The organism is Pseudoalteromonas sp. KG3, from assembly GCF_030436385.1.
GTDB classification, from domain to species: Bacteria; Pseudomonadota; Gammaproteobacteria; order Enterobacterales; family Alteromonadaceae; genus Pseudoalteromonas; species Pseudoalteromonas prydzensis.
In genome coordinates this window covers 2,727,130-2,749,843 of the sequence record NZ_CP098523.1, presented here as the reverse complement: position 1 = coordinate 2,749,843, position 22,714 = coordinate 2,727,130, and the positions used below count along the sequence as shown (strand labels likewise).

Below are 22,714 nucleotides of genomic sequence, written 5' to 3'. Positions count from 1 at the left end.
CTTACCTCGGTTATTTAAGTATAATACCAGCAGTCTTTTTAAGCTTTAAAGCGGCCCATAATGAAATACAAAGATCTGCGCGATTTTATCGATTTACTCGAAAAAAAAGGTGAATTAAAACGTATTCAACAAGAAGTTGATCCTTATCTAGAAATGACCGAGATTGCCGATCGTACCTTGCGTGCTAAAGGCCCTGCTTTACTGTTTGAAAATCCGAAAGGTTATGATATTCCGGTATTGGCTAATTTATTTGGCACCCCAGAACGTGTCGCTATGGGTATGGGTAAAGAAGATGTCAGCGAACTACGTGAAGTGGGTAAATTACTGGCATTTTTAAAAGAACCGGAACCACCAAAGGGCTTAAAAGAAGCATTTGGTCAAATCCCCGTTTTTAAGCAAGTATTAAATATGCCTGCCAAAGAAGTTAAAAAAGCGCCGTGCCAGCAAGTTATTATTGAAGGTGATGATGTTGATTTAACGAAGCTTCCTATCCAACATTGTTGGCCAGGTGATGTAGCGCCGTTAATAACATGGGGTTTAACTGTCACCAAAGGCCCTTATAAAAAGCGCCAAAACCTTGGGATTTATCGCCAACAACTGCTTGGCAAAAATAAAATCATTATGCGCTGGTTATCACACCGTGGTGGCGCACTTGATTTTCAAGAGTGGTGTAAAGAAAACCCAGGCCAACCTTATCCAGTATCCGTAGCATTAGGCGCCGATCCTGCAACTATTTTAGGCGCCGTTACCCCCGTGCCCGATACCTTAAGCGAGTATGCTTTTGCAGGTTTGCTGCGCGGCAGCAAAACTGAAGTGGTTAAATCCATATCAAACGACTTACAAGTACCAGCCAGTGCCGAAATAGTGTTAGAAGGCTATATTATGCCTGGCGAAATGGCACCTGAAGGCCCATATGGTGACCACACTGGTTATTATAACGAAGTAGATGACTTCCCGGTGATGACCGTCACTCATATGACACATCGTAAAGATCCTATCTATCACAGTACCTTTACTGGTCGCCCGCCTGATGAACCGGCTATTTTAGGTGTTGCACTTAACGAAGTGTTCGTGCCAATTTTGCAAAAGCAGTTCCCTGAAATTGTCGATTTTTACTTACCGCCTGAAGGTTGCTCTTACCGCATGGCCGTAGTGACTATGAAAAAGCAATATCCTGGTCATGCAAAACGGGTGATGATGGGAGTATGGTCGTTTTTACGCCAATTTATGTACACTAAATTTGTCATTGTTTGCGATGATGATGTCAACGCACGCGATTGGAATGATGTAATCTGGGCTATCACCACACGAATGGATCCAGCTCGCGATACCACTTTAATTGAAAACACGCCAATTGATTACCTTGATTTTGCCTCTCCTGTATCAGGCTTAGGTTCAAAAATGGGCATGGATGCAACCAATAAATGGCCAGGCGAAACTACCCGTGAATGGGGTGAGCCTATCGTTATGGATCAAGCCACTAAAGATCGCGTCGATGAAATTTGGCAAAGCTTAGATATTCTCTAACAGCGCTGTTAGAGGCTATAAACTCACCCTGCGGATATGCTACTATTGCTCAAATAAAGTGCGTATCCGCTAATTTAAGGTAAAACATGCAAACATTACACGCTGAAGTTGTCGCTATCAGCCCATTAACCGAATTTGTTCACAAAGTCATTTTAAAACCAGCACAAAGCGTCACTTTCGAAGCTGGTCAGTACCTACAGGTGGTACTTGGCGAAAAAGACAAGCGTGCCTTTTCAATTGCCAGCCGCCCTTCACAATGTGATGAACTAGAGCTACACATTGGCGCATCTGCCGTTGATTCATACGCAATGCAAACCCTTGAACACCTTCGCGCGGCGCATGCTGATAAACGCTTAGTAACCATTGAAGCTGGCTTAGGTATTTCGCAATTACGCTTACAATGCGAGCGACCAATCATTTTACTTGCCGGTGGCACAGGCTTTTCATACGCTAAATCAATGGCCGATCATTTAAGTGAAATTGAGTGTGATCGCCCAGTGTTATTTTATTGGGGCGTTCGTGAAGAATCAGCCCTTTATGCGCATACTGAAATGCAAGCATGGGCTGATAGCCGCAAAAACTTTGAGTTTATTCCTGTGGTTGAAAATCCAACTGATACTTGGACTGGTCATACTGGCTACGTACACAAAGCCGTTATGAGCGATATAATGTCACTTGCACCATACGATATTTATATGGCTGGGCGTTTTGACATGATAGGTATCGTTCGCGATGACTTCCTAGCACATGGTGCAATTCGTGAGAACATGTATGCCGATGCATTTGCATTTATAAAGTAACATACACACTATAAAAAGCGCCTGGTGGCGCTTTTTATAGTGATTTTACTAAATATACAAATCCTATCCTTTAAAGTTATACTCAATTAACTTAATAAATAAAATCAGTGCCGTTTTATGACTTCAGCAATCGAACAGCGTATTGTGACCTTTTTACTTAAACTATTGAAGGCATAAAGCTGATCTATTTATTTGGCTCTCATAGTAAAGGGACCGCCAACAACAATAGTGATATTGACCTCGTTGACTTAAACTCAGCATCAACCGTGTTGCAGATGCAAGTGATATCAACTGGTAAAAAGTTATTTGGTGAATCAGTATTTGACATTACATACGCCGCGCAAATTTACAGTATGTATGGTCGCCTGCAAGAAGACAGACAAGCAATTGTTGATGATTTCAAAAATGAGTATAACTAACATGCAAGATGTAATAATTAATAAGCTCTCGACGATTAAGCGCTGCTTAGGCCGTATTAATGATGAGTTTACGAATGAGCTTGAATTTAAACAGAACTACACCAAGCAAGATTCTGTGATATTAAACTTACAACGCGCCTGTGAAGCATGCATTAATATTGCCAATATACTCATCAAATATCATAAACTAGGCATTCCACAATCAGCGCGCAATAGCTTTGAGTTAATTGCTAATGCAGGGTTGATCTCTACCGATAGTGCCACAGCACTTAAAAAAATGGTTGGTTTGCGTAATATTGCCGTGATTAATAAACACCTCTCAGACTTTGAAAAATACAGTAAAGAAGTTGCCCAACAAACACTAATTTAAAGCTGCGATTGCATTACTGACACTCCCTGACAGCCTGCTATGATTTACTTAGCTCTTCTTAAATAAGGAGAACTACAATGACCACAAATTTAATCGAAGTTGTAAATTTTAAACTAAATACTGATACAAACTTAGCGCAGTTCCACATCGCTAATAGTGATTTTCAGCGTTATATTGATAACCAACCAGGCGTGCTTTATCGCTCACTTGCTAAACAAGCCGATACTCAGCAATATAGTAGTATCATTTATTTTGCCACGGTTGCCGATGCCCAAAAGCTGCGTGATACATTTTTTGATAGTGCTATTTGCCAACAGTACACATCTCTAATTGCAAAAGAATCGATAAAATTAGACAGCTTTGAAGTACTTAGCCAAACGGCTTGTCAGCAAAGCTAGTAGCTTTATTTTAAGGAACGAAAAGCAGTGCATAAATCAGAGCGGCTATTTCAATTGGTAATAGAATACCCAAACCACCTCAAGATGCAGAATTCAGCGTTTCACAGGGCCTTAATATCAAGGCGTTAGTTTGCAAGAATGGCAGTCCCTTTTAAGAAGTAACAACGATGAGAGTAAGTTCCTGTGAAACGCCCAACGGGTTGGTTTAAAAGCGATTTATACTGCGTTATTAATTTTAACAATAGAACCACCACTATTACTTGCAATCAATGCCTTGTCTAAATCGCTTTTAATTCCAACTGAAACTCGCATATTGAGGTGGCTTGGGTATATAAAAGTCGCCGCTTTGCGATCACCGCAAACGAACTTGCCAATAAATTACAGGTATCTCAGCGAACAATTTATCGCGATATTCAGCATTTACAGAGTTCGGGCGTACCCGTTGAAGGTGAGGCCGGCACAGGCTATCTAATTGCCGATTATGACCTACCGCCAATGATGTTTACCTTAGAAGAGTTACAAGCACTATTGCTGGGCAGCAAAATGGTCAGTGCTTGGACCGATCCGCAACTTGCAGCTAAGGCACAAGCTGCTATCACAAAAATAAATGCTGTATTACCACAACAACTAAAGCAGCAAGTAGAGCAGCTTCCTTACTTAGTATCAGGCTTCCATCATGGAAAAAGTCACCAAGCAACCACCTTATTACTGCGCCAAGCAATTGCTAATAAAACCAGCGTTGAATTTGATTACCTTGACGCTAACCAACAACCGAGCCATCGTATTGCTGACCCTTTAGGCCTTGTGTATTGGGGTGCCAAGTGGACGTTAATTGCTTATTGTCAGTTACGCTGTGACTATCGCGAGTTTCGCTTAGATCGCATTCAAAGCATTGTCGCTCTTAGCAACGAGTTTGAAACGACCCCGGAAAAAAACTTAGCCCATTATATGGCATTAATCGAGGCTAAATATCAGGCCAAGCCAGGTGAGTAACGTCCTTGTTAAAAGAAGCTATGATTGTTTTTAACTATCAAACTAATCAGCATAAACAATTTCACAAAAACTCATTCGTTAACCATACTTATAGTTAAGTAATTAACGGGGAGAGACCCAAATGTTGAACACCAAAGTAAAAGATTTTATGCAGCGTAAACTGCCACATATCACCCCTGAAACAGAAATGACTACAGCAATAGCAGAATTACAAAAGTTTAAACTACTGGGCGCTCCCGTGTTTGATGATAATAAATGTTTAGTGGGTTTTATTTCTGAGCAGGAATTACTAAAACCATTAATGCAGAATAGCTATTTTTGTGATGGTGTAGTGAAAGTTGCACAACTGATGCAAACAGCAGTTGTTACCGTCAATGCCGACACCAACATCTTGGAGCTTGCAGAGCAAATGAAAACGGGAAAGCCAAAAAACTACCCCGTTGTTGAAGGGACCACAGTGATAGGCATGATTGGCCGCAGTGATATTCTCAAAGCAATGTATGACAACTACCTAAGTTGCCAATAAAAACCAGAGGCGCATAAATGCGCCTAACTGCCTTTTTATCGTGCGGCAGCAGCTTGCTTGAGTGATTGTTTTTCTGTATCGCTCAAATAAGCTATTGCTAGTGCATTAGCTTGAGCTTTTTCCATATCGGCTTGAGTTAGCCCTGCTGCTGGAGCTGCGATTGCGTATTCATGCTCAATTTCAATACCTTCGACAGCAGGATCATCAGTATTAATACAAGCCAAAATACCATGGTCTAAAAATTGTTTCAGTGGGTGCACGTCTAAACTTGCCACGGTGCTGGTTTGCACGTTACTGGTTAAGCACGACTCAATACCAATGCGGTTATCACGTAAGTAGTCCATTAATTTTGTATCTTCAATCGCCTTAACACCATGACCAATACGTCCTGCACCTAGCTCGTTAATCGCTTGCCAAATGCTTGCCGCGCCAAGCGCTTCGCCAGCATGAATAGTCGCCGCTAAATAAGCATCAGCCACTTGTTTGAAGTGATCAACAAATAGCTCGCCTGGGAAACCAATTTCATCACCGGCTAAATCAACCGCCACTAAATCATTTTTAAACGCAAGTAACGCATCAAGCTCTTGTTGGCAAATTTTAGTGCCGTAAGTACGCGACATAATACCTATTAAGTTCGCTTTTAGAGTGCTATTTTGCGTGGCACTTTTAATACCATCAACTACCGCCTCAACCACACCTTGTGGATGTAAACCTTGGCTTTGCGCCATATAATAAGGACTAAAGCGCAGCTCAACATAATCTAAGCCTTGCGCTTGGGCATCTTCGATATTTTCAATCGCGATACGACGACATGCATCGTAGTCACCCAATACAGCAACGCCCCAATCAAGTTTCTGTAAAAAAGCCATTAGATTGGGTTCAGGATCAATAACTTGTACATGGGGGATTAGTGCTGCAACATTGTCAGCAGGCAGTTGGATATTGAACTGACGACCTAAATCAAGAATCGTTTGTGCGCGAACGTTACCGTCAAGGTGGCGATGGATATCTAGCAAAGGGAGTTTTTTATTGATCATAATTAGCACTCAGTTCAGTTAATTTGCGCGGATGATACGCACTTAAATCGGTAATTCAAGTTTAGATGATTTTGTGCGTATTATTGAGGTCATATGTCAGCCTATAACAATAAAAACACAAAACAGTAATTTACGAAGTGAACGATGGCGTTAAACATCTTTATGTAAGTAGTGCCACACGGTTTTAAATAGCTTTTCTGCATCGATTGGTTTTGTTAAGTAACCGTCCATACCAACCGCGAGCGCTTTTTTAACGTCGTCATCATGGGCATTTGCAGACAAAGCAATAATAGGCAACTGATGCATAAATAATTCATAACGGATCACTTTGGTTGCTTGCAAGCCATCCATATTCGGCATTTGAATATCCATTAGCACTAAATCATAACGTGTTTCAGAGACTTTCTCTATTGCCTCAAAACCATCACTGGCCACATCAGTAATACAACCTTTGGTTTTTAATATCGCAGTAGCAACATGTTGGTTTAGCGGGTTATCTTCGACTAATAATATTTTAAATGCAGCAAAAGATAAGTTGCTTGTATCAATATCATTAAATTGCGGCTCTAATTGCTCTGCTTTAACCAACGGTGAATTGAGCGGTAAAGTAAAGGTAAACGTTGAGCCCTGCCCTTCTTCGCTAGCTAAGCTAATCGTCCCGCCCATTAATTCAACCAGCTTTTTGCAAATGCTTAACCCTAGTCCAGTGCCACCAAACTGTCGCGAGGTTGAGCTATCAGCTTGAGCAAAAGGTTGAAAGAGCTGCTGTTGCGCCGTTTGGCTAATACCAATACCAGTGTCACTGACACTAAAGTAGATGCTGTCGCCTTGTTGCCACACTTTTAATGTAATAGCCCCCGCAGTGGTAAATTTAATCGCATTATTTAATAAGTTAAGCAGCACTTGCTTTAACCGGATGGGATCAGAATCTAGTTGCAGATCAGTATCACTGTCGATCTCTAATTTCAATTGCAGCGACTTTAGATCGGCCTCAAATTGCACTAAATTAATTAACTCATCAATTAACTTATCTAATGCAATGGATTCTTGCATTAGATCTAGCTTACCTGCTTCCATCTTTGAAAAATCCAGCACATCATTTAATACCCGTAGCAACACGCTTAGTGCGCCATCGGCCTGTTCTATATAACGACGTGCTTGTTGCCAGTCTTGCTGCTGCAATGCTAAATAATGCAACCCTTTAATACCATTTATTGGCGTGCGTACTTCGTGACTCATATTGGCTAAAAACTGGCTTTTGATCTGACTGGCTTCATCTGCTTTTTGTTTTTCTTGCCGTAAAACGCGAGTTTGTTGAGCCACTTGCTCCCTCACTTGAATATTAGTGCCTGTTACTGAAATTAAGAAAGTGATCAGTAACCAAACAAATAACATTCCTAGTATTTGCGCAAACCAGTACATTATCCATGACGTTTTTGTTTTTGGCTCAAGTAATTGTATTTGCCAAATTCGCTCACCAAGCTCTAATTGGTATTCTCGTAACAGTTCAATATCAGTACGATCAGTGCGATAAATTAATAATCTATTTTGCGCATCAGTGACATCATAAAAATGTGCACTTATTTGACTGTGATGATTTATTTGTAAGGTGTTTGCTAAACGTGCAAAACTCACCACCGCGACCACAAAACCTCTAAAATCAACTTGTGTATTTAAATCATTATATACTGGGCTGATAAACAACACGCCCTGCTCGCGCGTTTTATTCTGTAATAGCTTAATCGGCTCAGTAACCACTAATTCATTCAATGATTTTGACAACATTAATGCGCTGCGGCGCTGGCTGCTCGACGCTAAATCAAAACCAATAATCTCTTCATTACCTATAATTGGATAGGTGTATTGCACTGGGTAATAAACATCTCGCTCACTAACGGGCTGCCAGTGTCCTGCTGAAGATTGCTCTTTAATGTAAAACTTACTTTGCTCAGCTTGCTGCTGGCGAACGCTCTGTTGATAATCACGACTTTGCCCTGCAGGTACGTAAGGCACCCATTCAAAGGCGAGAATTTCATTACTGTAATCCAGCTGTTTTGAAGTAAAACGCTCAAATTCATCATTACTTACTCCATCACTACTGGCAAAGAAAGTTGAAAGTAATGCTAAGTGCCCGGTAATCTCATCTAATTTATGGTTTATTTCTGACTGCACTTCTGCAACCTTCGCTTCCTGCTTTTGAATATCTTTATCTCTTTTAACGCTGGCTGCCGCATAAAAGCTGATACTGATCACTATATAAATAAGTATCGCCGGTAAAATAACTTGTAAACGGTGACGCATCTGCGCGTAATTAAACGCGGCGAGTATTAATGGCGTAAATATTAACACCCCAATACTGTCACCAATCCACCACGCGACAAAGTTATCAAAGGCAACATGCACAGGAATTACATTATTAAAGACTAATAAACTAGTGCCAATAGCAGCTGCTGTAACACAGCAAACAGGCCCGGCAATGATTAAGCTTTGCACACTGTGCTTTAAAGAAGATAAATCTAATGGCGCTTTGATTATTCTAATTATAATAAAACAACCTAGCCAAGCCTGTAATATTGCAGCTAGTGAAACCAGTAAGGCTTGTAAGAACACTTGCCAATGTAAAATGTCTACAACGCGGTCGAGATGAATTAAATTAGTAAGCAGTGCCCCCAGTAAAATACCTAAAAAAGCACGTCGCCCACACAATAAAAAACCAGCCAGTGCAATACCTGACGGCGGCCAAGAAGCAACCGCATAACCATCGATTGCCAGTAAGGAGTTACTAAAGAAGCCGGTAATAAAATAAGTAAAAGCAAGACTAAACGTCAGAGTAAATATATTTTTCAATGCTCTGACGCTCCCTTGCTGGTATGGATAACACTACGCCTTACAAATATAGATCGAGTGCTTTTTGTGGTTGTGCGCTTTTACTATAACTAAGCTGGGCTTGGGCCAAATATGCTTTGCTATTATCTCGAGTTAACGCTTTATCAAATACCCGCGCAGCGAGATCGTATTCACCATGAGCATTCGCCAGACAAGCAAGCGCGAGTAACAATGCTTGATTGTCTGGGTCTTTCTTCAATGCATCTTGTAAACTTGCTTGTAATTTAAGTGCATCCCCAGGCGCTGATACTTTTAAAACCTGAGCAAGCTCGTTGTGCTGCTCTGGTTTTTTCAGCATTTTTAATAAGCTGAGCTCTATTTCATTTAAGCGCCCTGCTTTTGCCATCGCAGCTAAGTAACAGCTATGCGCTTTAACTTTTAGGTTTTTAGATAGTTGCTGATACTTATCGGTTAATTGCGATTCTGGTTGTGCCATAAAATAGCTGGTTAATAATATCGACCACTGGCTGTCAGTTAACGCTTTTTTACTCAGTAAACGCGGCATAAACTGCTCAAGCGCAGCCCACTTTTGCTGTTGTACAAGTACTTCGGCATACAGTTTTAGTTCCAAGGCGGTGGCTTTTTTAGCTTCTGCCAAGGCTTTCAATTCACCTGTTACAGTACTGCTGTCACCACTGGCAAGCCATAACTTGGCAGCTTTAAGCTGATTGTCTGGACTAATTTTATCTAACTGTTCGATTGCTTTGCTGGCATCATTATTTTGTAGCGCTGCTTTAGCAAGCATCGCATGACGTAGATCCTGCCAAGGCTCTGCCACACTGTTATTGGCAAGCGCCAGTTCAAGCTGTTCATAGTCGCTATTTACTAAGCTCCAAACACCTTGCTCTATCGCGGCTTGTTTACGCTCCTCACTGCGAGCGAAAAAACGATGACGAGTATTGCTGTACATAGACCATATATAGCGAATAAGTTTATAAGTTAAATATAAACCGAGCGCGATAACCAAAATGGTCGCGCAAAATGCGACGATCGATCCTTCAATAGTGGTTTGATTAAACGAGATTAATACATAACCCACTTCACCTATCAACATAGGCGATACAGCAAGTAAAACTGCAATAGCTAAAATAACTAATATTAAGCGGATCATTTTGCCCACTCCTTGACCTGCTCAGTACTTTGCAAGGTGATAGATGGGCTAAAGTTTAATTGTTCCTTGCTCAGCTCCTGCAGTGCTTTAAGCGTACTTTTAGTTAGCGCATCATCGTGTTTAAAATAATCTTTTACTAATACTTCAGCCTGGCTCAGTGCCGTAAAATAAACGCTGGCTTGTTTCGTCAACAGTGCATCCTGCGCTTGTGCTAAATATAAGCTTAATCGTTGTTGAATTAAGTGACGCTCTTGCTCTGTCAATAATGGCTCTATAGCAATATCTTCACGCTGACGAATTTTAATAAAGTTATCTTTAAATTGATGCCAAGAATTAGCTAAGTTTTGCTGCCAATCACTGACGTTTTCACTCAATGCATGCTGATCTTCTTGCTCCACTTCTTGTGGTAATGCTACAGCATTAAAAACAAGTTTATCGATTTGTCCTAGCAGGCCATGTAACTGTAAATAAATTGCTTCTATCGCAACGGGTTCAACGGTGCTAAGTGCTTGCAAGTCTTGGTGTATCGCTTGGCGAATAGCGCCCGTGCCCGGATGTTCGGCAAGTAACGTATCTAAGCGAGTTAGTACGGCCGTTGCACCTTGGTAATCTTTTTCAGCCCACAATTTAAACTCAGCCATACGCTGCAAGCTGGTTACTTCTTGTGGGTTAAGGCTATACGCTTGTTGCTCTGCTCGCTGTAACGCGCTTTCTAATTGCTGCTGTGTTTCAGTCTTGCTTGCAGCTAAAGCTGCGGTCACTTTTTGCTCGCTATTAAACAACGCTTGTTGCAAGGTTTGCTGAGCAACTTTAACGACTTGTAATTCCTTACTAAGTAGTTGATTGTCAGCTGATAGCTGATTGATCAATTGATTGGCTTGCTGCTGCGTATTTAATTTTTGATAAAACTGATAACCCACACCAGATGCCACAATCAACGAAATTAATAATGCTAAGCTGCCAGTTTTACTTACTTTTTGTTTGTTAGTTGGGTTTGTTTTTTGATTCATAGCAAAGTCTTTTTTTGTTGCCGAAGGAGAGTCTGCAACCTTCGCATTCACTTTGGTTGTACTGCTTTGTGCTGCCTTTGTGTCAGCAGGCTGAGATGTTGGCTGTTTATCTTCACTCATAAGGGTACCTTCGCTGATACAAGTAAACATTGCGCTATCACTTGCACCCGCGGCAATGTGTATATTTGCCGAGTCAATCTGCTGCGCCGCAAGGTGTTCGCTAATGCGAGCACTGGCAACATAAAACTGACAGTGTCTTAACCATTCTAGTTGCTGTACGCTGAGCTGGCGAAAAATCGCATCAACGGCCGCATTACTTGTTATGACTATACCTTTAACATCAATGCTTTGCCAGTGGTCTAGCCAGTCAGTTGAATTCCCCTCAACAGGGCTACGTTGATAAACCACTAAATTATTTAAAAATGCACCATGCTGCTTGAGAGTCTTTGCAATAGTAGGGCGGCCGTCTTTGCCTTTCACTAAAACAATATTCTGCCCATCAATCTGCTGTAATGACTTAAGCGCTAACAACCCTTCTGAATCATGTTGCTTCGGGACCGCGGCACGTACGCCAAATGCCTGCCAAATGGCTTCTGCGGTTTGTTCACCAACGGCATAAAACTGTGCTTTGGTATTTATATCCGGCTTAAGGCTCAGCAGCGCATTAACAGCATCTTGAGAGATAAAAATAATTTTATCGGCATTCAATAAGGGGCTGAGCTGGGTGTTGCTTGGAGTGAAATAATCAATCTTTAAAACCGGAAATAAGGTCGCCTGATAACCCTCCTGCGACAGTTGCTGCGCAAGATCAGCGCCTTTTCCATGTGGGCGAGTTATCAGGATCTGTGACATTTATGCGTCTCTATATACGTCTGCTAAAATTTTATCTGCGCCTAATGCAAGTAATTGCTCGGCCAGTTGTACACCCAGTTGTTCTGCATCAATTGCCTTACCACTGATTTCTGCGCGTAATATTTCGCTGCCATCAATCGCACCAACTAAGCCGCGTAAATGCACTTGTTCGCCATCAACTAAAGCATAAGCGCCAATGGGTACTTGGCAACCGCCTTCTAAACGGCGATTCATGGCACGCTCTGCATTTACCCGAATGCGTGTTTCATTGTGCTCCAGTGGTGCAAGTAGCGCTTTGGTTACTTCATCATCAATACGGCATTCAATACCGACTGCACCTTGGCCATTGGCTGGTAGTGATTGCTCAGGCTCAATAAAGGCTTTAATACGGTCATGCATTTCTAAACGAATTAACCCAGCGGCGGCTAAAATAATCGCATCATATTGGCCATCATCAAGCTTAGCTAAACGAGTATTCACATTACCACGTAAATCACGAATTTCTAAATCAGGTCGCAATGCGCGTATTTGGCACTGACGGCGTAAACTAGATGTACCAACAATAGCACCTTGTGGTAACTGTGCAATGTTATCAAAGCTATTTGATACAAACGCGTCGCGTGGATCTTCACGCTCACAAATAGTGTGTAATGCTAAACCTTGTGGGAAATCTACCGGTACATCTTTCATCGAATGCACGGCAATATCAGCACGGCCATCTAGCATGGCTTGTTCAAGCTCTTTAACAAACAGTCCTTTGCCACCAATTTTTGCTAAAGGTGTATCGAGAATAATATCGCCTTGGGTAGACATAGGCACTAACTCAACAGTAAGGTCAGCATGGAAATGCTCAAGTTGTGCTTTTACAAATTCAGCTTGCCATAATGCTAAGGCACTTTTACGTGTAGCAATACGGATAAGTTGAGATTTTTGTGTCACTTTTTCAGTCATAAAAGGAGTCCAATTAATTTTCTTTGCTAAGTCTTAAAATATGCTAATCTTGAATTCAAGTATTAAGTGCAATCATTATGCAGCCACCAGAACTTCTGATTGCCCCGTAAATAATTCATGAGGGGTTTTATACCCTCTTGTTTTTCTTGGCCGATGGTTGAGCTTATCAACTGCCGCCTGTATCTCTGCTTCACTTAGCGCCATAAAGTCAGTTCCCTTGGGGAAGAAGCGTCTAAGTAAGCCGTTGGTATTCTCATTTATGCCCCGCTCCCATGATGAATAGGGATGAGCGAAATACACATCAGCTTCTAATTTTTGTGCAACATGCTCATGGTGAGCAAACTCTTTTCCATTATCTAACGTCACGGTAATAACCTTACCTTTATATGGTGTCATACACGTGATCAGCGCATCGGCTGTTATTTTCGCATGCTTGCTTTCAATTCTGTGAACGACTGTATATAACGTTTTACGTTCAACCATTGTGACAAGCGCATTTTTACGCCCTTTACCTATCACTGTATCGCCCTCCCAATCACCAATCCTAGACTTTGAATCCACAATACTTGGGCGTTCATCAATGCTGACTCGATTAACTATCTGTCCACGTTTATCATAGCTTCCATAGCGTTTTTTATACTTTTTACATGCACGAGTGAGTGTCTTATGTAGCTTGCCACCACGAGCCTTGTCTCTGTAAATATATTGATAAATTGTTTCATGATGTAAAACGACCTGTTTCTCTAAAGCTAAGCGGCCTGCCACTTGCTCAGGGGAAAGTCCGTCATGCAACAATTTATTAATCCAGTGAGTGACGTCCTCTGTTAACTTACTTGCTTTGAAAGATGACTTACGTCTTTGTTCAGCAAAGTTATTGGCTTGGTTAGGCCGATAGCCTTTAAGTCCTTTATTGCGTTTTAGCTCTCTAGAAATAGATGACGGTGAACGAGTTAGTTCTTCAGCTATCTGCTTTTGGTTATTTCCTGCTTTTATTAACGCGTAAATCTGGTATCTTTCTTCTTGTGTCAGCTGTTTATATTTCATTAAAGCAATTTCCTTTGGCGAGAAAATGGCCGAATTATAACAGCTGGCCATCTAATCTGAGAAATTGCACTTATTATCCGAATTTAGGAATCAATTACTCAGCTAAAATGCGAAATTCTTTTTGTGCCAATAAACGGCCCTGTTCATCAACAACATCAACGCGCCAATTACCAACTTGTTCAGGTAAAATAGTTTTATTTGAGAAAGTACGATAGCGAGGAGAGGTCACATCAAGTTCAATGCTTGCTTGCACTTCATCTTCATAGCGCCAAACATGCTTTACTTTTTGTCCTTGCAGATTTTTAAGTTCGCTAAAAAATGCCATCGTGTCAATAAATTCATTGAAACGTACATCTGCTTTAAATACATTCACAGGTTCACGATCCACAACTTCACGCGTCAGTACCGCACGACTTACTTTGTCAGTATCAATTCGTGCACCAAGTGCAACACTGGCAACATGTGCTGAATCGGCAAAGCTATCAACGGGGTCTGCTACGCCACTTTGTTCTAGCAACTCATCATTGCTATCAGGTGTAACTACAGTGCTAACTGCTGGAGTCTCACTTTGTTCAGGCTCACTCACAGCAACAACTTGTGGCTCTGGCTCAGTTACTAATGCAGTAATATCACCCTGGTTGTTTTCACTAACGGCTGCGATAACGGGCGCTGCCGGGGCTGGTTCAAGCTCTTCACCTTCATTATCTGATGTAGCAAGTGGTATGGCTTCATCTGCAACGACTTCACTAACTAACGGAGTCGGATTGTCTGTTGGTTGTTGTTCATTCTGCTCTGCGTTAACCGAGCCTAATAGGCTATAAGTAAAAATAACTAACGCAAATACCACTAATAACATAACTGTCACAATGCGCTTCCAGTGCCATTGATAGGTTACTTCAGGGGCGATAGGTGCTGCCGCACGACTCATATTTGCTGTGATCACTATTTTTTGTTTCATTTTAGCCTCGGCTACTCAACACTATTAACTTAAGCGAGCAATCAACCAATGACGGATCGCCAAAAGTTCTTCCCCACAGACCTGGTGGCCCATTGGGTAATCTTGCCAACTTACCTCCATGTTATGCGCTGTTAATACATCAAACGCATGACGACCAGCCTCACAAGGAACAACTGGATCTTGACTACCATGAGCCATAAATACATTTAAATCTGTGTGTTTTGCTTCTGCGGTTAATTTCTCAGGCACGCACATGTATGTCGACAGCGCCATTACACCAGCCAGCTTCTGCTGTAAGCGCGGTGCTAAATGCAGCGTAATAACGCCACCTTGTGAAAAACCCGCCAAAATAATTTTATCCGCAGCAATACCATTATTAAGCTCTTGGTTAATTAGCTGCTCAACTTTAGCTGCTGATTCACGAACTCCAGTTTCATCAGCCCGTTTGTCTAAATCCATTGATTTAATATCATACCAAGAACGCATTGCCATACCACCATTAATGGTGACCGGTTGCACTGGCGCATGAGGAAACACAAACCGCAAACCTAGCTCATCAGGTAACGCAAGTTGTGAGGCAACAGGTAAAAAACCATCGCCTGAATCACCTAAACCATGTAACCAGATAATCGTCGCTTTATGTTCACCCTTAGCTGGGTACTCTACAAACGCTAAACTCATAACTCTGATTGCCACTGCACAGTTTGACCTGCTTGACGCGTTGCTGCTTCATTCATAAATTGCCAAAACTCAGCGCCTGAGCGGTTATCAATCCACTGATCACCACGTAATTCAAAGTGATGACCATTAAACTTAGTCGCAACCCATACTTGATGTAAAGGCGCTTGCTTATTAATGACAATTTTACTGCGATCCGCAAAAATAATTTCCAAAATACCTTCGGCAGATTCATAGTCTAAGTCGGCTTCACAGTCATCCACTTGTTCTTCAATAGTGAACATAAGTGCTTCGGCTAATTGGTGGTATTCATGATCAGTCATAATTGTTTCCTTTTACGGGCATTTAGCCAGGTATTCGGTACGAATTGCATGCAGACAGTGTAACAGGAATAAATTCATCCGCGAATAGCTGCATTTTTTAGATATTCTGTTAATCTGCGATTATAAAGCCAGCAACGCGATTAATCTAATGAAAGAGATGCATCTTAAACAATTAAAACGACTTTCCCCACTCAGTGTACTTCTTATCGCTTTAGCTGGTTGCGGACAAAGCGGGCCATTGTATTTACCAGACGATAAAGTCGAACCAAATCAAAAAGAACAAGTAGCGCCACCCGCTACCAAAACACCATCATCAACAACCGAATCGAAACAGGACCACTAATGGACTTTTTTGACTATAAAAATAATCAACTGCACGCTGAAGACATCGCTGTCAATGAGCTTGCAGCACAATATGGCACCCCGTGTTATATCTATTCACGTAAAACCTTTGAGCGCCATTACCTTGCCTTTGCCGAGGCTGCTAGCAATCACAAAAACTTAGTCTGTTATGCAGTTAAAGCTAATTCAAACATCGCGGTGTTAAACGTGTTAGCTCGTTTAGGATCAGGGTTTGATATTGTTTCCAAAGGGGAACTTGCACGCGTCATTGCAGCCGGTGGTGATGCTAAAAAAGTGGTGTTTTCAGGGGTTGCTAAAACAGCTGACGAAATTGCCTATGCACTAAAGCTGGGTATTAAATGCTTTAACGTTGAGTCTGTATCTGAACTAGACCGCATTTCTCAGGTTGCCAGCGAACTTAACTTGGTCGCACCTATTTCGATTCGTGTTAATCCAGATATCGACGCTAAAACTCATCCATATATTTCTACAGGTTTGAAAGAGAATAAATTTGGTATTGATATTTTGACCGCTGTTAGCGTTTATCAATACGCTGCGTCTTTACCTGGTTTAAAAATCACTGGTGTTGATTGCCACATAGGCTCGCAGCTAACAGAGATCAAACCATTTCTCGAAGCGCTAGACAAAGTACTGGCTCTAATTGACGATTTAAAAGCCAACGGTATTGAACTCAGTCACTTAGATATTGGCGGCGGTTTAGGCGTACCATACAACGGTGAAACCCCACCACACCCGAGTGAATATGTGGCACATATCACCGAGCGCTTAACCAACTACCAACACCTAGAGCTGATTTTTGAACCAGGCCGTGCCATTGCCGCCAATGCGGGAATTTTAGTAACTAAAGTTGAGTTTATTAAACAAAACCAAGATAAGTATTTTGCAATTGTTGATGCAGGTATGAACGATATGTTGCGCCCAGCTTTATACCAAGCATGGCAAAATATTGTGCCGGTAACACCGCGTAATGACGACACACCAACCTGTAACTTTGACATTGTTGGCCCTGTGTGTGAAACAGGTGACTTTTTAGGTAAAGATCGCATGTTGGCATTGCAACAAGGTGATTTACTTGCGCAGCGCAGTGCTGGTGCATACGGCTTTACTATGAGCTCTAATTATAATTCGCGCCCTCGTGTGGCAGAGATTATGGTTGATGGCGAGCAAAGTCATTTGATCCGCGCCCGTGAAACTCTTGAAAGTCTATGGCAAGGTGAGAAAATTTTACCATAAACTTTTTGTAACCAGGCTGCTCTGTGGCATGATTAGCGCAGAGCAACCCGAATTAGAGCGCTATGTTAGTTAATTTTTCCAAAATGCACGGCCTAGGCAACGATTTTGTTGTGATTGATAACATTACACAAAACGTTTTCTTGTCACGAGACCAAATAAAAAAACTGGCAGATCGCCACTTCGGCATCGGCTTTGACCAGCTATTGATGGTTGAAGCGCCTTACTCTCCCGATCTCGATTTCCATTATCGTATTTTCAATGCCGACGGTAACGAAGTAGAACAATGTGGCAATGGTGCTCGCTGCTTTGCTCGTTTTGTGCGGATGAAAGGCCTTACCAACAAGCATAAAGTCACTGTATCGACTAAATCAGGCAACCTCACGTTGTATATCGAAAAAGATGGCCAAGTTACAGTAAATATGGGCCATCCAAATTTCGAACCAAGCAAAATTCCGCTCAAAGCCACTAAGCGTGAACTCACTTATATTATTCGTGCTGATGAACATACCGTATTTAGTGGTGCAGTCTCTATGGGTAATCCGCATTGTGTACTTGAAGTTGACGATATAAACACCGCAGATGTAACGACTTTAGGCCCGTTGCTTGAGAACCACGAACGTTTTCCACAGCGAGTTAACGTAGGTTTTATGCAAGTGATCAACCCTGAGCATATTAAACTGCGGGTATGGGAGCGCGGCGTTAACGAAACGCTGGCTTGCGGTACCGGCGCTTGTGCCGCTATGGTGATAGGCCAAATTCAAAGTAAGCTCTCTACCACGGTACAGGTCGATTTGCCTGGCGGTAGTTTGCAAATTCGTTGGCAAGGTGAAGGCCACCCGGTAAGGATGACAGGCCCTGCTGAACATGTATTTGATGGACAAGTTGCTTTATGAGTCATATTACACCTGAACAAGTTGCTGATTTTTTACGTGAAAACCCTAGTTTTTTGCAGCAAAATAACGACCTTTTGGCGCAACTAGAGCTCCAGCAACATGCACAAGGTGCGACTTCATTAGTACATATTCAGCAACGGCAATTACGAGAGCACAATACGATGCTTAAGAGTAAAATTGCCACCTTAATTGCACATGCCAAAGAAAATGAGCTCATTTATAGCCTGTTTAGCGAATGTCATCGCCAACTGTGGACTAACTACGACTTTAAAACTTTAGCAATTAACCTGCGTAATATTATTTGCACTAATCCTGCCATTAGCGAATGTCACTTGCTAAGGTATGAAAGTCAATTTGATAAGCTAATTGCTCATCGTTTACAACCTGACGGCGTTTATCTAGGTCGCGTGAATCAGCAAGAGCGCGACTTACTGTTTAACGTTGAGATCCAATCAACCGCCCTCTATTTAATTGGTAACAGTCAACACCCAATCGCTATTTTGGCGTTTGGTAGTAAAGATCCTAACCACTTCGAACCAGCAAAAGACAGTTTGTTTGTGCTTGAATTTGTACGCTCATTACAACTTAGATTGCTGGAGCTGGAACAGGAACTTGCATGAGCGAACAGCTCCCGCCTGATATAGATGAACTTTGCGAACAGCTGAGCGATGCATGGCGTACGCCTATTCAACAATTTAGCGACTACCTAAAATTTGAGAAACAATACTCTCCACACACAATAATTCAATACACCAGCCAGCTTGGCTTTGCCGCTTTGTATTTCAGCAAACTTTGCAATGATTGGTCAAATGTGCAAGGCGAGCATATTCGTCGTTACAGTATGCAACTGCGCAGCAAACAATTAAGCGGGCGCACAATTAGCTTAAAACTTAGCTGTATTCGCAGCTTGTATAAATTTTTAAAAACTAAAAATACTAGCCAACAAGCTCATTACCATAATCCAGCAGACGCAATCAAGGGGCCTAAATTTGCCAAGCCATTACCGAAAAATCTCGATGTCGATCAGATGGCTCGGTTACTTGATATTCACGACGACGATCCGCTGGCAATACGTGACCAAGCGATAATGGAATTAATGTACTCTTCTGGTTTGAGGATCAGCGAGCTAGTAGGCGCTAACTTGCAAGATATTAACCGTAGTTCAGCTGAGATTTTAGTCAGAGGTAAAGGTAATAAAGAGCGGTTGTTACCTGTCGGCGGCAAAGCACTCGAATCATTAAATAAGTGGCTAAAACTTCGCCCACAATTTGCCCACCCAGATGAAGTGGCCATCTTTGTCAGCAGTAAAAAATGCCGGATCTCAGCCCGCCATGTACGCCTGCGCATGCAAGAATGGGGTATAAAACAAGGTATTAGCAGCCAAGTACATCCGCATAAATTGCGCCATTCATTCGCCTCACATATTCTAGAATCATCAGGCGACTTACGAGCTGTACAAGAGTTACTAGGACATAGCAGCTTATCAGCAACACAAGTGTACACGCATTTAGATTTTCAACATTTAGCAAAAGTGTACGACAACACTCACCCTCGCGCTAAAAAACGCTAAAATACCGACGAACAAGGAGCTGATATGATCCGCTTTAACCGTGCCATTACCCCTTTTTCTGTACTCAGTTTTGATTTAGATGACACTTTATATAACAACCATCCAATCATCAAAGCGGCTGTACAAGCGCAATTTGACTACCTAAACACACTCCCCAACTGGCAGGCACAAGGCAAAGACTATTGGCAGCAATGCCGAGAACAAGCTGCAATTGATAACCCTGAGCTTGTCGATAACGTCACACAATGGCGGAAAAGCACCCTTCGCGTCGCACTTGCCAAGTTAGGCTATCAAGGCGCTGAGCTTGAACAACATGCCAATAATGCGTACCAAGCATTTGCCGATGCACGCAGCCAGATCACAGTCGGTAATGACGTTCTCGAATTACTTGCACAACTAAGTAAGCATTACCGTTTAATTGCTATAACCAATGGTAATGTTGAAATAGAACGGTTTAACTTAAATGGTGTGTTTGAGCTGGTGCTACAAGCAGGCATTCATGGCAAAGCAAAACCCCACGCGACCATGTTTGAGCAAGCATGCAGCCATTTAAACGTAAAGCCACAGCATATTTTACATATTGGTGATAGTCTAGATACTGACGTACACGGCGCGCACAACGCTGGCTGCCAATCTTTGTGGTTAAATAATCAAGCTGCAAACTATGCTTATAAGGGGCTAGCCGACGTTGAAATTAAAGATATTCAAGCACTAAAGTATTTTTTAAAGTAGCTGAGGTTTAACATGAAAAGGACATTCTCCACAGGCATACTCGTTATAGTGCTTACGGTATCTATTGTACTAAATGGCTATTTATTATGGCCAACAGAATTAGTAAAGCCCAATATAGAAGTTGCTTCACAGCCTCAATTAAAGCAACCGCTGGCTAATTTACATAGCCCTCACTACCAACAAGCGATACAGTATTTTAACCAACAACAATTTAGTGCCGCCGTTGCTAGTTATCAACAACTGCAAGCTGCACAGCCACTACAAGCTGAGCAGCTGTATTTTCAATGGCTAAATAGCGTTGAAGATTGGCTTAACGATAATCAACTAACAACCGCTGAGCGTTTTTTGCATGCGTTTTTAACCAGCCATCCATACAACGTCAACATGTTACAACTTGATGCCGAGCGCTTAGTAAAAAACCAGCAGCCCAACCAAGCGATAGTGGCATTGTTAGCAATTAAACCCCTTGCCAATGAAAGCCAGCTAGTCGCCATCAATATGCGCTTAACGCAACTCACTATTGCGCAACTAAAAGCGCTGCATGAACGCCGAGCATGGCAAACTATTACTGAGCAAACTCTGGCATGGCTTGATTATGATAATGAAAATCCACGTTTTCTATTCGCCCTTGCGCATGCTTATTATCAGCTCAATGATCTGGCCAGTGCGCAGTCAAGCTTAGACCGTTTACCAATAGAGCATCCCCTGCAAAGCCAAACAGCAGCACTACAGACACAAATTAACAATGCCATTAACGGCCTTGATAAAATTCCCTTAGAAAAACGAGGGGCACATTATCTTATTGATATCACTATTAATAACGATGTAAATACGCAACTGATGATAGATACTGGCGCAAGCTTTACGGTGCTACCAAAGCAACTGCTAGAATCTCTGTACCCACAACCAAAATATATCAACAATATGAGCGTAAATACGGCAAATGGCCAAGTAAACGCAGAGCACTACCGAGTTGATACTATTAAAATTGGCCAACAAATTTTGCACGACTTTGACATTTTGGTGATCAACAATCATAGTGGCTATGGCCTATTAGGAATGAACTTTTTACAACACTTTAAATTTAATATTAATCAGCTCGACAATCAGCTTGAACTAGAAAAACAATAACCTATATTAAGGACAACCATGACACTCAACGATTTTTTAAGCCGCTTAGCTGAACAACCACAACAGCTTGAATTTAGTGACAGTATGGCAGTGATCGAAGCGAATTATAGCTTTACACCGAGCGCTTTTAATAACCACGGTTTAAAAAGTGCTGCTGGTGAAAATAATGGTTCGTGCAAAATCTTTGCGTTTGCAAAGCTCAATCAACTGAGTAAACAAAATACCTTAGATTGCTTTGGCGCATTTTACCGCGAGGATGTATTAGGTAACCCTGACGGCCACGATCATATGAACATTCGTACTTTTATGTTGGCACCAGAAGCGACGCCATTCTTAGGGCTGACTTTTGAGCAAGAAAACGTACTTATTACATCTATTGGCAGCGAAACCGAAAAATAGCGTATATAATTCAAAATGTGTTTGATTAAAGGCAACAACCCGGCCTTTCAGTTGTATTAAAAATTCCTCACTGGCATCATCAATCAGTGTGTACATAAGCACCTAGTCATTAATCAAAACCTTAGTATAAATTATTTTTCCCATAAGGGACTTCTAACATATTACTGGTTATTTTCTCGCTCTGGCCACACATTTCGTCATAGGCACTAATATGTCGCAGTAGCATTTGCATATAACTGAGGTGCTCAAAGCGTTTTTGAATATGCAGTGGGCTTAACCCGCGAATAAAATCGCCCTTGTCGTCCGTAACATAGTATTCAACGTTATTAATCATCACAGAAACTTGATACAGCGCCATTTCCAGTGAATGTACAATGACTTTTTGCAAAGGCTGGTGATTTTTAAGTTCTGATAATTTAATCGCCATCGGGTAACCCTTTTAACAGTAGATTAAGTTATCTGTACGCAGTTTTGATATACTTTGATCAATTTAAATCGTAGTGAATTAAT

General features: G+C 41.7%; 25 protein-coding genes and 1 pseudogene. 16 read left to right on the top strand and 10 right to left on the bottom strand.

The window, feature by feature from the left end; translation table 11 throughout:
* Positions 1 to 60 precede the first annotated feature (60 nt).
* The 8 genes and pseudogenes from ubiD (at position 61) to NDQ71_RS13040 (ending at position 5,033) form a co-directional block, all read left to right on the top strand.
* Complete coding sequence (ubiD, locus tag NDQ71_RS13075; RefSeq protein WP_064666855.1) at positions 61 to 1,527, top strand: 4-hydroxy-3-polyprenylbenzoate decarboxylase; 1,467 nt, start codon at positions 61 to 63, stop codon at positions 1,525 to 1,527.
* Between the two features lie 86 nt (positions 1,528 to 1,613).
* Positions 1,614 to 2,327, top strand: coding sequence for an NAD(P)H-flavin reductase (gene fre, locus NDQ71_RS13070; RefSeq protein ID WP_064666854.1), 714 nt, complete (start codon positions 1,614 to 1,616; stop codon positions 2,325 to 2,327).
* Positions 2,328 to 2,491: 164 nt separating this feature from the next.
* Positions 2,492 to 2,563, top strand: a pseudogene (locus tag NDQ71_RS13065) (nucleotidyltransferase domain-containing protein); the annotation flags it as partial.
* Between the two features lie 39 nt (positions 2,564 to 2,602).
* On the top strand, positions 2,603 to 2,746 hold the full coding sequence (locus NDQ71_RS13060; RefSeq protein WP_301561719.1) for a hypothetical protein: 144 nt from the start codon (positions 2,603 to 2,605) through the stop codon (positions 2,744 to 2,746).
* A complete protein-coding gene (locus NDQ71_RS13055) occupies positions 2,733 to 3,116 on the top strand; it encodes a DUF86 domain-containing protein (RefSeq protein ID WP_301561718.1) in 384 nt (127 codons plus the stop codon). The genes NDQ71_RS13060 and NDQ71_RS13055 overlap by 14 nt, the downstream gene beginning before the upstream one ends.
* Positions 3,117 to 3,193: 77 nt before the next feature.
* Complete coding sequence (locus NDQ71_RS13050; RefSeq protein ID WP_192540844.1) at positions 3,194 to 3,514, top strand: hypothetical protein; 321 nt, start codon at positions 3,194 to 3,196, stop codon at positions 3,512 to 3,514.
* A gap of 318 nt (positions 3,515 to 3,832) precedes the next feature.
* Complete coding sequence (locus tag NDQ71_RS13045; RefSeq protein ID WP_301561717.1) at positions 3,833 to 4,507, top strand: YafY family protein; 675 nt, start codon at positions 3,833 to 3,835, stop codon at positions 4,505 to 4,507.
* A 121-nt stretch (positions 4,508 to 4,628) separates the two neighbouring features.
* On the top strand, positions 4,629 to 5,033 hold the full coding sequence (locus NDQ71_RS13040; RefSeq protein WP_064666850.1) for a CBS domain-containing protein: 405 nt from the start codon (positions 4,629 to 4,631) through the stop codon (positions 5,031 to 5,033).
* A gap of 35 nt (positions 5,034 to 5,068) precedes the next feature.
* Here the strand turns inward: NDQ71_RS13040 and add are convergent, their stop codons facing one another.
* From add to cyaY, 9 genes are all read right to left on the bottom strand, one after another.
* On the bottom strand, positions 5,069 to 6,070 hold the full coding sequence (gene add / locus NDQ71_RS13035) for an adenosine deaminase (RefSeq protein ID WP_283709643.1): 1,002 nt from the start codon (positions 6,068 to 6,070) through the stop codon (positions 5,069 to 5,071).
* Between the two features lie 150 nt (positions 6,071 to 6,220).
* Positions 6,221 to 8,917, bottom strand: a complete 2,697-nt coding sequence (locus NDQ71_RS13030) for a CHASE domain-containing protein (RefSeq protein ID WP_301561716.1) — start codon at positions 8,915 to 8,917, stop codon at positions 6,221 to 6,223.
* 40 nt (positions 8,918 to 8,957) lie between these two features.
* Positions 8,958 to 10,067: a heme biosynthesis HemY N-terminal domain-containing protein gene (locus NDQ71_RS13025; protein ID WP_283709645.1), complete on the bottom strand. Its 1,110-nt coding sequence runs from the start codon at positions 10,065 to 10,067 to the stop codon at positions 8,958 to 8,960.
* Positions 10,064 to 11,929 carry a uroporphyrinogen-III C-methyltransferase gene (locus NDQ71_RS13020; protein ID WP_301561715.1) on the bottom strand — a complete coding sequence of 622 codons (1,866 nt, stop codon included), beginning with the start codon at positions 11,927 to 11,929 and terminating at the stop codon, positions 10,064 to 10,066. The genes NDQ71_RS13025 and NDQ71_RS13020 overlap by 4 nt, the downstream gene beginning before the upstream one ends.
* Positions 11,930 to 12,868 (bottom strand): hydroxymethylbilane synthase, encoded by a 939-nt coding sequence (gene hemC / locus NDQ71_RS13015; protein WP_192540852.1) that lies wholly within the window; start codon positions 12,866 to 12,868, stop codon positions 11,930 to 11,932.
* An 87-nt stretch (positions 12,869 to 12,955) separates the two neighbouring features.
* Positions 12,956 to 13,924, bottom strand: coding sequence for an IS30 family transposase (locus NDQ71_RS13010; protein ID WP_086959932.1), 969 nt, complete (start codon positions 13,922 to 13,924; stop codon positions 12,956 to 12,958).
* 94 nt (positions 13,925 to 14,018) lie between these two features.
* Positions 14,019 to 14,882 carry a DUF2914 domain-containing protein gene (locus NDQ71_RS13005; protein ID WP_192540839.1) on the bottom strand — a complete coding sequence of 288 codons (864 nt, stop codon included), beginning with the start codon at positions 14,880 to 14,882 and terminating at the stop codon, positions 14,019 to 14,021.
* A 24-nt stretch (positions 14,883 to 14,906) separates the two neighbouring features.
* A complete protein-coding gene (locus NDQ71_RS13000) occupies positions 14,907 to 15,563 on the bottom strand; it encodes an alpha/beta hydrolase (protein WP_192540838.1) in 657 nt (218 codons plus the stop codon).
* Positions 15,560 to 15,883, bottom strand: a complete 324-nt coding sequence (cyaY, locus tag NDQ71_RS12995; RefSeq protein ID WP_064666843.1) for an iron donor protein CyaY — start codon at positions 15,881 to 15,883, stop codon at positions 15,560 to 15,562. The genes NDQ71_RS13000 and cyaY overlap by 4 nt, the downstream gene beginning before the upstream one ends.
* 148 nt (positions 15,884 to 16,031) lie before the next feature.
* Between cyaY and NDQ71_RS12990 the strand changes: the two genes are divergently transcribed.
* The 8 genes from NDQ71_RS12990 to NDQ71_RS12955 all read left to right on the top strand — a co-directional run bounded on the left by NDQ71_RS12990 (position 16,032) and on the right by NDQ71_RS12955 (position 22,204).
* Positions 16,032 to 16,226, top strand: coding sequence for a lipoprotein (locus NDQ71_RS12990; RefSeq protein ID WP_192540837.1), 195 nt, complete (start codon positions 16,032 to 16,034; stop codon positions 16,224 to 16,226).
* Entirely contained in the window at positions 16,226 to 17,479 is a 1,254-nt protein-coding gene (gene lysA / locus NDQ71_RS12985; RefSeq protein ID WP_192540836.1) for a diaminopimelate decarboxylase, read from the top strand. Before NDQ71_RS12990 ends, lysA begins: the two co-directional genes overlap by 1 nt.
* A 62-nt stretch (positions 17,480 to 17,541) precedes the next feature.
* Positions 17,542 to 18,372 (top strand): diaminopimelate epimerase, encoded by an 831-nt coding sequence (gene dapF / locus NDQ71_RS12980; RefSeq protein WP_064666840.1) that lies wholly within the window; start codon positions 17,542 to 17,544, stop codon positions 18,370 to 18,372.
* The gene (locus NDQ71_RS12975) at positions 18,369 to 18,992 is read left to right on the top strand and encodes a DUF484 family protein (RefSeq protein WP_064666839.1); all 624 of its coding nucleotides are present in this window, start codon (positions 18,369 to 18,371) and stop codon (positions 18,990 to 18,992) included. Before dapF ends, NDQ71_RS12975 begins: the two co-directional genes overlap by 4 nt.
* Positions 18,989 to 19,942 (top strand): tyrosine recombinase XerC, encoded by a 954-nt coding sequence (locus NDQ71_RS12970; protein ID WP_064666838.1) that lies wholly within the window; start codon positions 18,989 to 18,991, stop codon positions 19,940 to 19,942. The genes NDQ71_RS12975 and NDQ71_RS12970 overlap by 4 nt, the downstream gene beginning before the upstream one ends.
* 24 nt (positions 19,943 to 19,966) lie before the next feature.
* Positions 19,967 to 20,674 (top strand): HAD-IA family hydrolase, encoded by a 708-nt coding sequence (locus NDQ71_RS12965; RefSeq protein ID WP_064666837.1) that lies wholly within the window; start codon positions 19,967 to 19,969, stop codon positions 20,672 to 20,674.
* Positions 20,675 to 20,686: 12 nt separating this feature from the next.
* The gene (locus NDQ71_RS12960) at positions 20,687 to 21,805 is read left to right on the top strand and encodes a TIGR02281 family clan AA aspartic protease (protein WP_192540835.1); all 1,119 of its coding nucleotides are present in this window, start codon (positions 20,687 to 20,689) and stop codon (positions 21,803 to 21,805) included.
* An 18-nt stretch (positions 21,806 to 21,823) separates the two neighbouring features.
* A complete protein-coding gene (locus NDQ71_RS12955) occupies positions 21,824 to 22,204 on the top strand; it encodes a HopJ type III effector protein (protein ID WP_064666835.1) in 381 nt (126 codons plus the stop codon).
* Between the two features lie 121 nt (positions 22,205 to 22,325).
* Here the strand turns inward: NDQ71_RS12955 and NDQ71_RS12950 are convergent, their stop codons facing one another.
* The gene (locus NDQ71_RS12950) at positions 22,326 to 22,631 is read right to left on the bottom strand and encodes a DUF6482 family protein (protein ID WP_192540831.1); all 306 of its coding nucleotides are present in this window, start codon (positions 22,629 to 22,631) and stop codon (positions 22,326 to 22,328) included.
* Positions 22,632 to 22,714: the final 83 nt, after the last annotated feature.

What these genes read in the sequence shown, in the direction of transcription:
- ubiD (WP_064666855.1), top strand. Translation starts at nt 61, where the DNA reads ATGAAATACAAAGATCTGCGCGATTTTATCGATTTACTCGAAAAAAAA.
- fre (WP_064666854.1), top strand. Translation starts at nt 1,614, where the DNA reads ATGCAAACATTACACGCTGAAGTTGTCGCTATCAGCCCATTAACCGAA.
- NDQ71_RS13060 (WP_301561719.1), top strand. Translation starts at nt 2,603, where the DNA reads ATGCAAGTGATATCAACTGGTAAAAAGTTATTTGGTGAATCAGTATTT.
- NDQ71_RS13055 (WP_301561718.1), top strand. Translation starts at nt 2,733, where the DNA reads ATGAGTATAACTAACATGCAAGATGTAATAATTAATAAGCTCTCGACG.
- NDQ71_RS13050 (WP_192540844.1), top strand. Translation starts at nt 3,194, where the DNA reads ATGACCACAAATTTAATCGAAGTTGTAAATTTTAAACTAAATACTGAT.
- NDQ71_RS13040 (WP_064666850.1), top strand. Translation starts at nt 4,629, where the DNA reads ATGTTGAACACCAAAGTAAAAGATTTTATGCAGCGTAAACTGCCACAT.
- add (WP_283709643.1), bottom strand. Translation starts at nt 6,070, where the DNA reads ATGATCAATAAAAAACTCCCTTTGCTAGATATCCATCGCCACCTTGAC.
- NDQ71_RS13025 (WP_283709645.1), bottom strand. Translation starts at nt 10,067, where the DNA reads ATGATCCGCTTAATATTAGTTATTTTAGCTATTGCAGTTTTACTTGCT.
- NDQ71_RS13020 (WP_301561715.1), bottom strand. Translation starts at nt 11,929, where the DNA reads ATGTCACAGATCCTGATAACTCGCCCACATGGAAAAGGCGCTGATCTT.
- NDQ71_RS13010 (WP_086959932.1), bottom strand. Translation starts at nt 13,924, where the DNA reads ATGAAATATAAACAGCTGACACAAGAAGAAAGATACCAGATTTACGCG.
- NDQ71_RS13005 (WP_192540839.1), bottom strand. Translation starts at nt 14,882, where the DNA reads ATGAAACAAAAAATAGTGATCACAGCAAATATGAGTCGTGCGGCAGCA.
- NDQ71_RS13000 (WP_192540838.1), bottom strand. Translation starts at nt 15,563, where the DNA reads ATGAGTTTAGCGTTTGTAGAGTACCCAGCTAAGGGTGAACATAAAGCG.
- cyaY (WP_064666843.1), bottom strand. Translation starts at nt 15,883, where the DNA reads ATGACTGATCATGAATACCACCAATTAGCCGAAGCACTTATGTTCACT.
- NDQ71_RS12990 (WP_192540837.1), top strand. Translation starts at nt 16,032, where the DNA reads ATGAAAGAGATGCATCTTAAACAATTAAAACGACTTTCCCCACTCAGT.
- lysA (WP_192540836.1), top strand. Translation starts at nt 16,226, where the DNA reads ATGGACTTTTTTGACTATAAAAATAATCAACTGCACGCTGAAGACATC.
- dapF (WP_064666840.1), top strand. Translation starts at nt 17,542, where the DNA reads ATGTTAGTTAATTTTTCCAAAATGCACGGCCTAGGCAACGATTTTGTT.
- NDQ71_RS12975 (WP_064666839.1), top strand. Translation starts at nt 18,369, where the DNA reads ATGAGTCATATTACACCTGAACAAGTTGCTGATTTTTTACGTGAAAAC.
- NDQ71_RS12970 (WP_064666838.1), top strand. Translation starts at nt 18,989, where the DNA reads ATGAGCGAACAGCTCCCGCCTGATATAGATGAACTTTGCGAACAGCTG.
- NDQ71_RS12965 (WP_064666837.1), top strand. Translation starts at nt 19,967, where the DNA reads ATGATCCGCTTTAACCGTGCCATTACCCCTTTTTCTGTACTCAGTTTT.
- NDQ71_RS12960 (WP_192540835.1), top strand. Translation starts at nt 20,687, where the DNA reads ATGAAAAGGACATTCTCCACAGGCATACTCGTTATAGTGCTTACGGTA.
- NDQ71_RS12955 (WP_064666835.1), top strand. Translation starts at nt 21,824, where the DNA reads ATGACACTCAACGATTTTTTAAGCCGCTTAGCTGAACAACCACAACAG.
- NDQ71_RS12950 (WP_192540831.1), bottom strand. Translation starts at nt 22,631, where the DNA reads ATGGCGATTAAATTATCAGAACTTAAAAATCACCAGCCTTTGCAAAAA.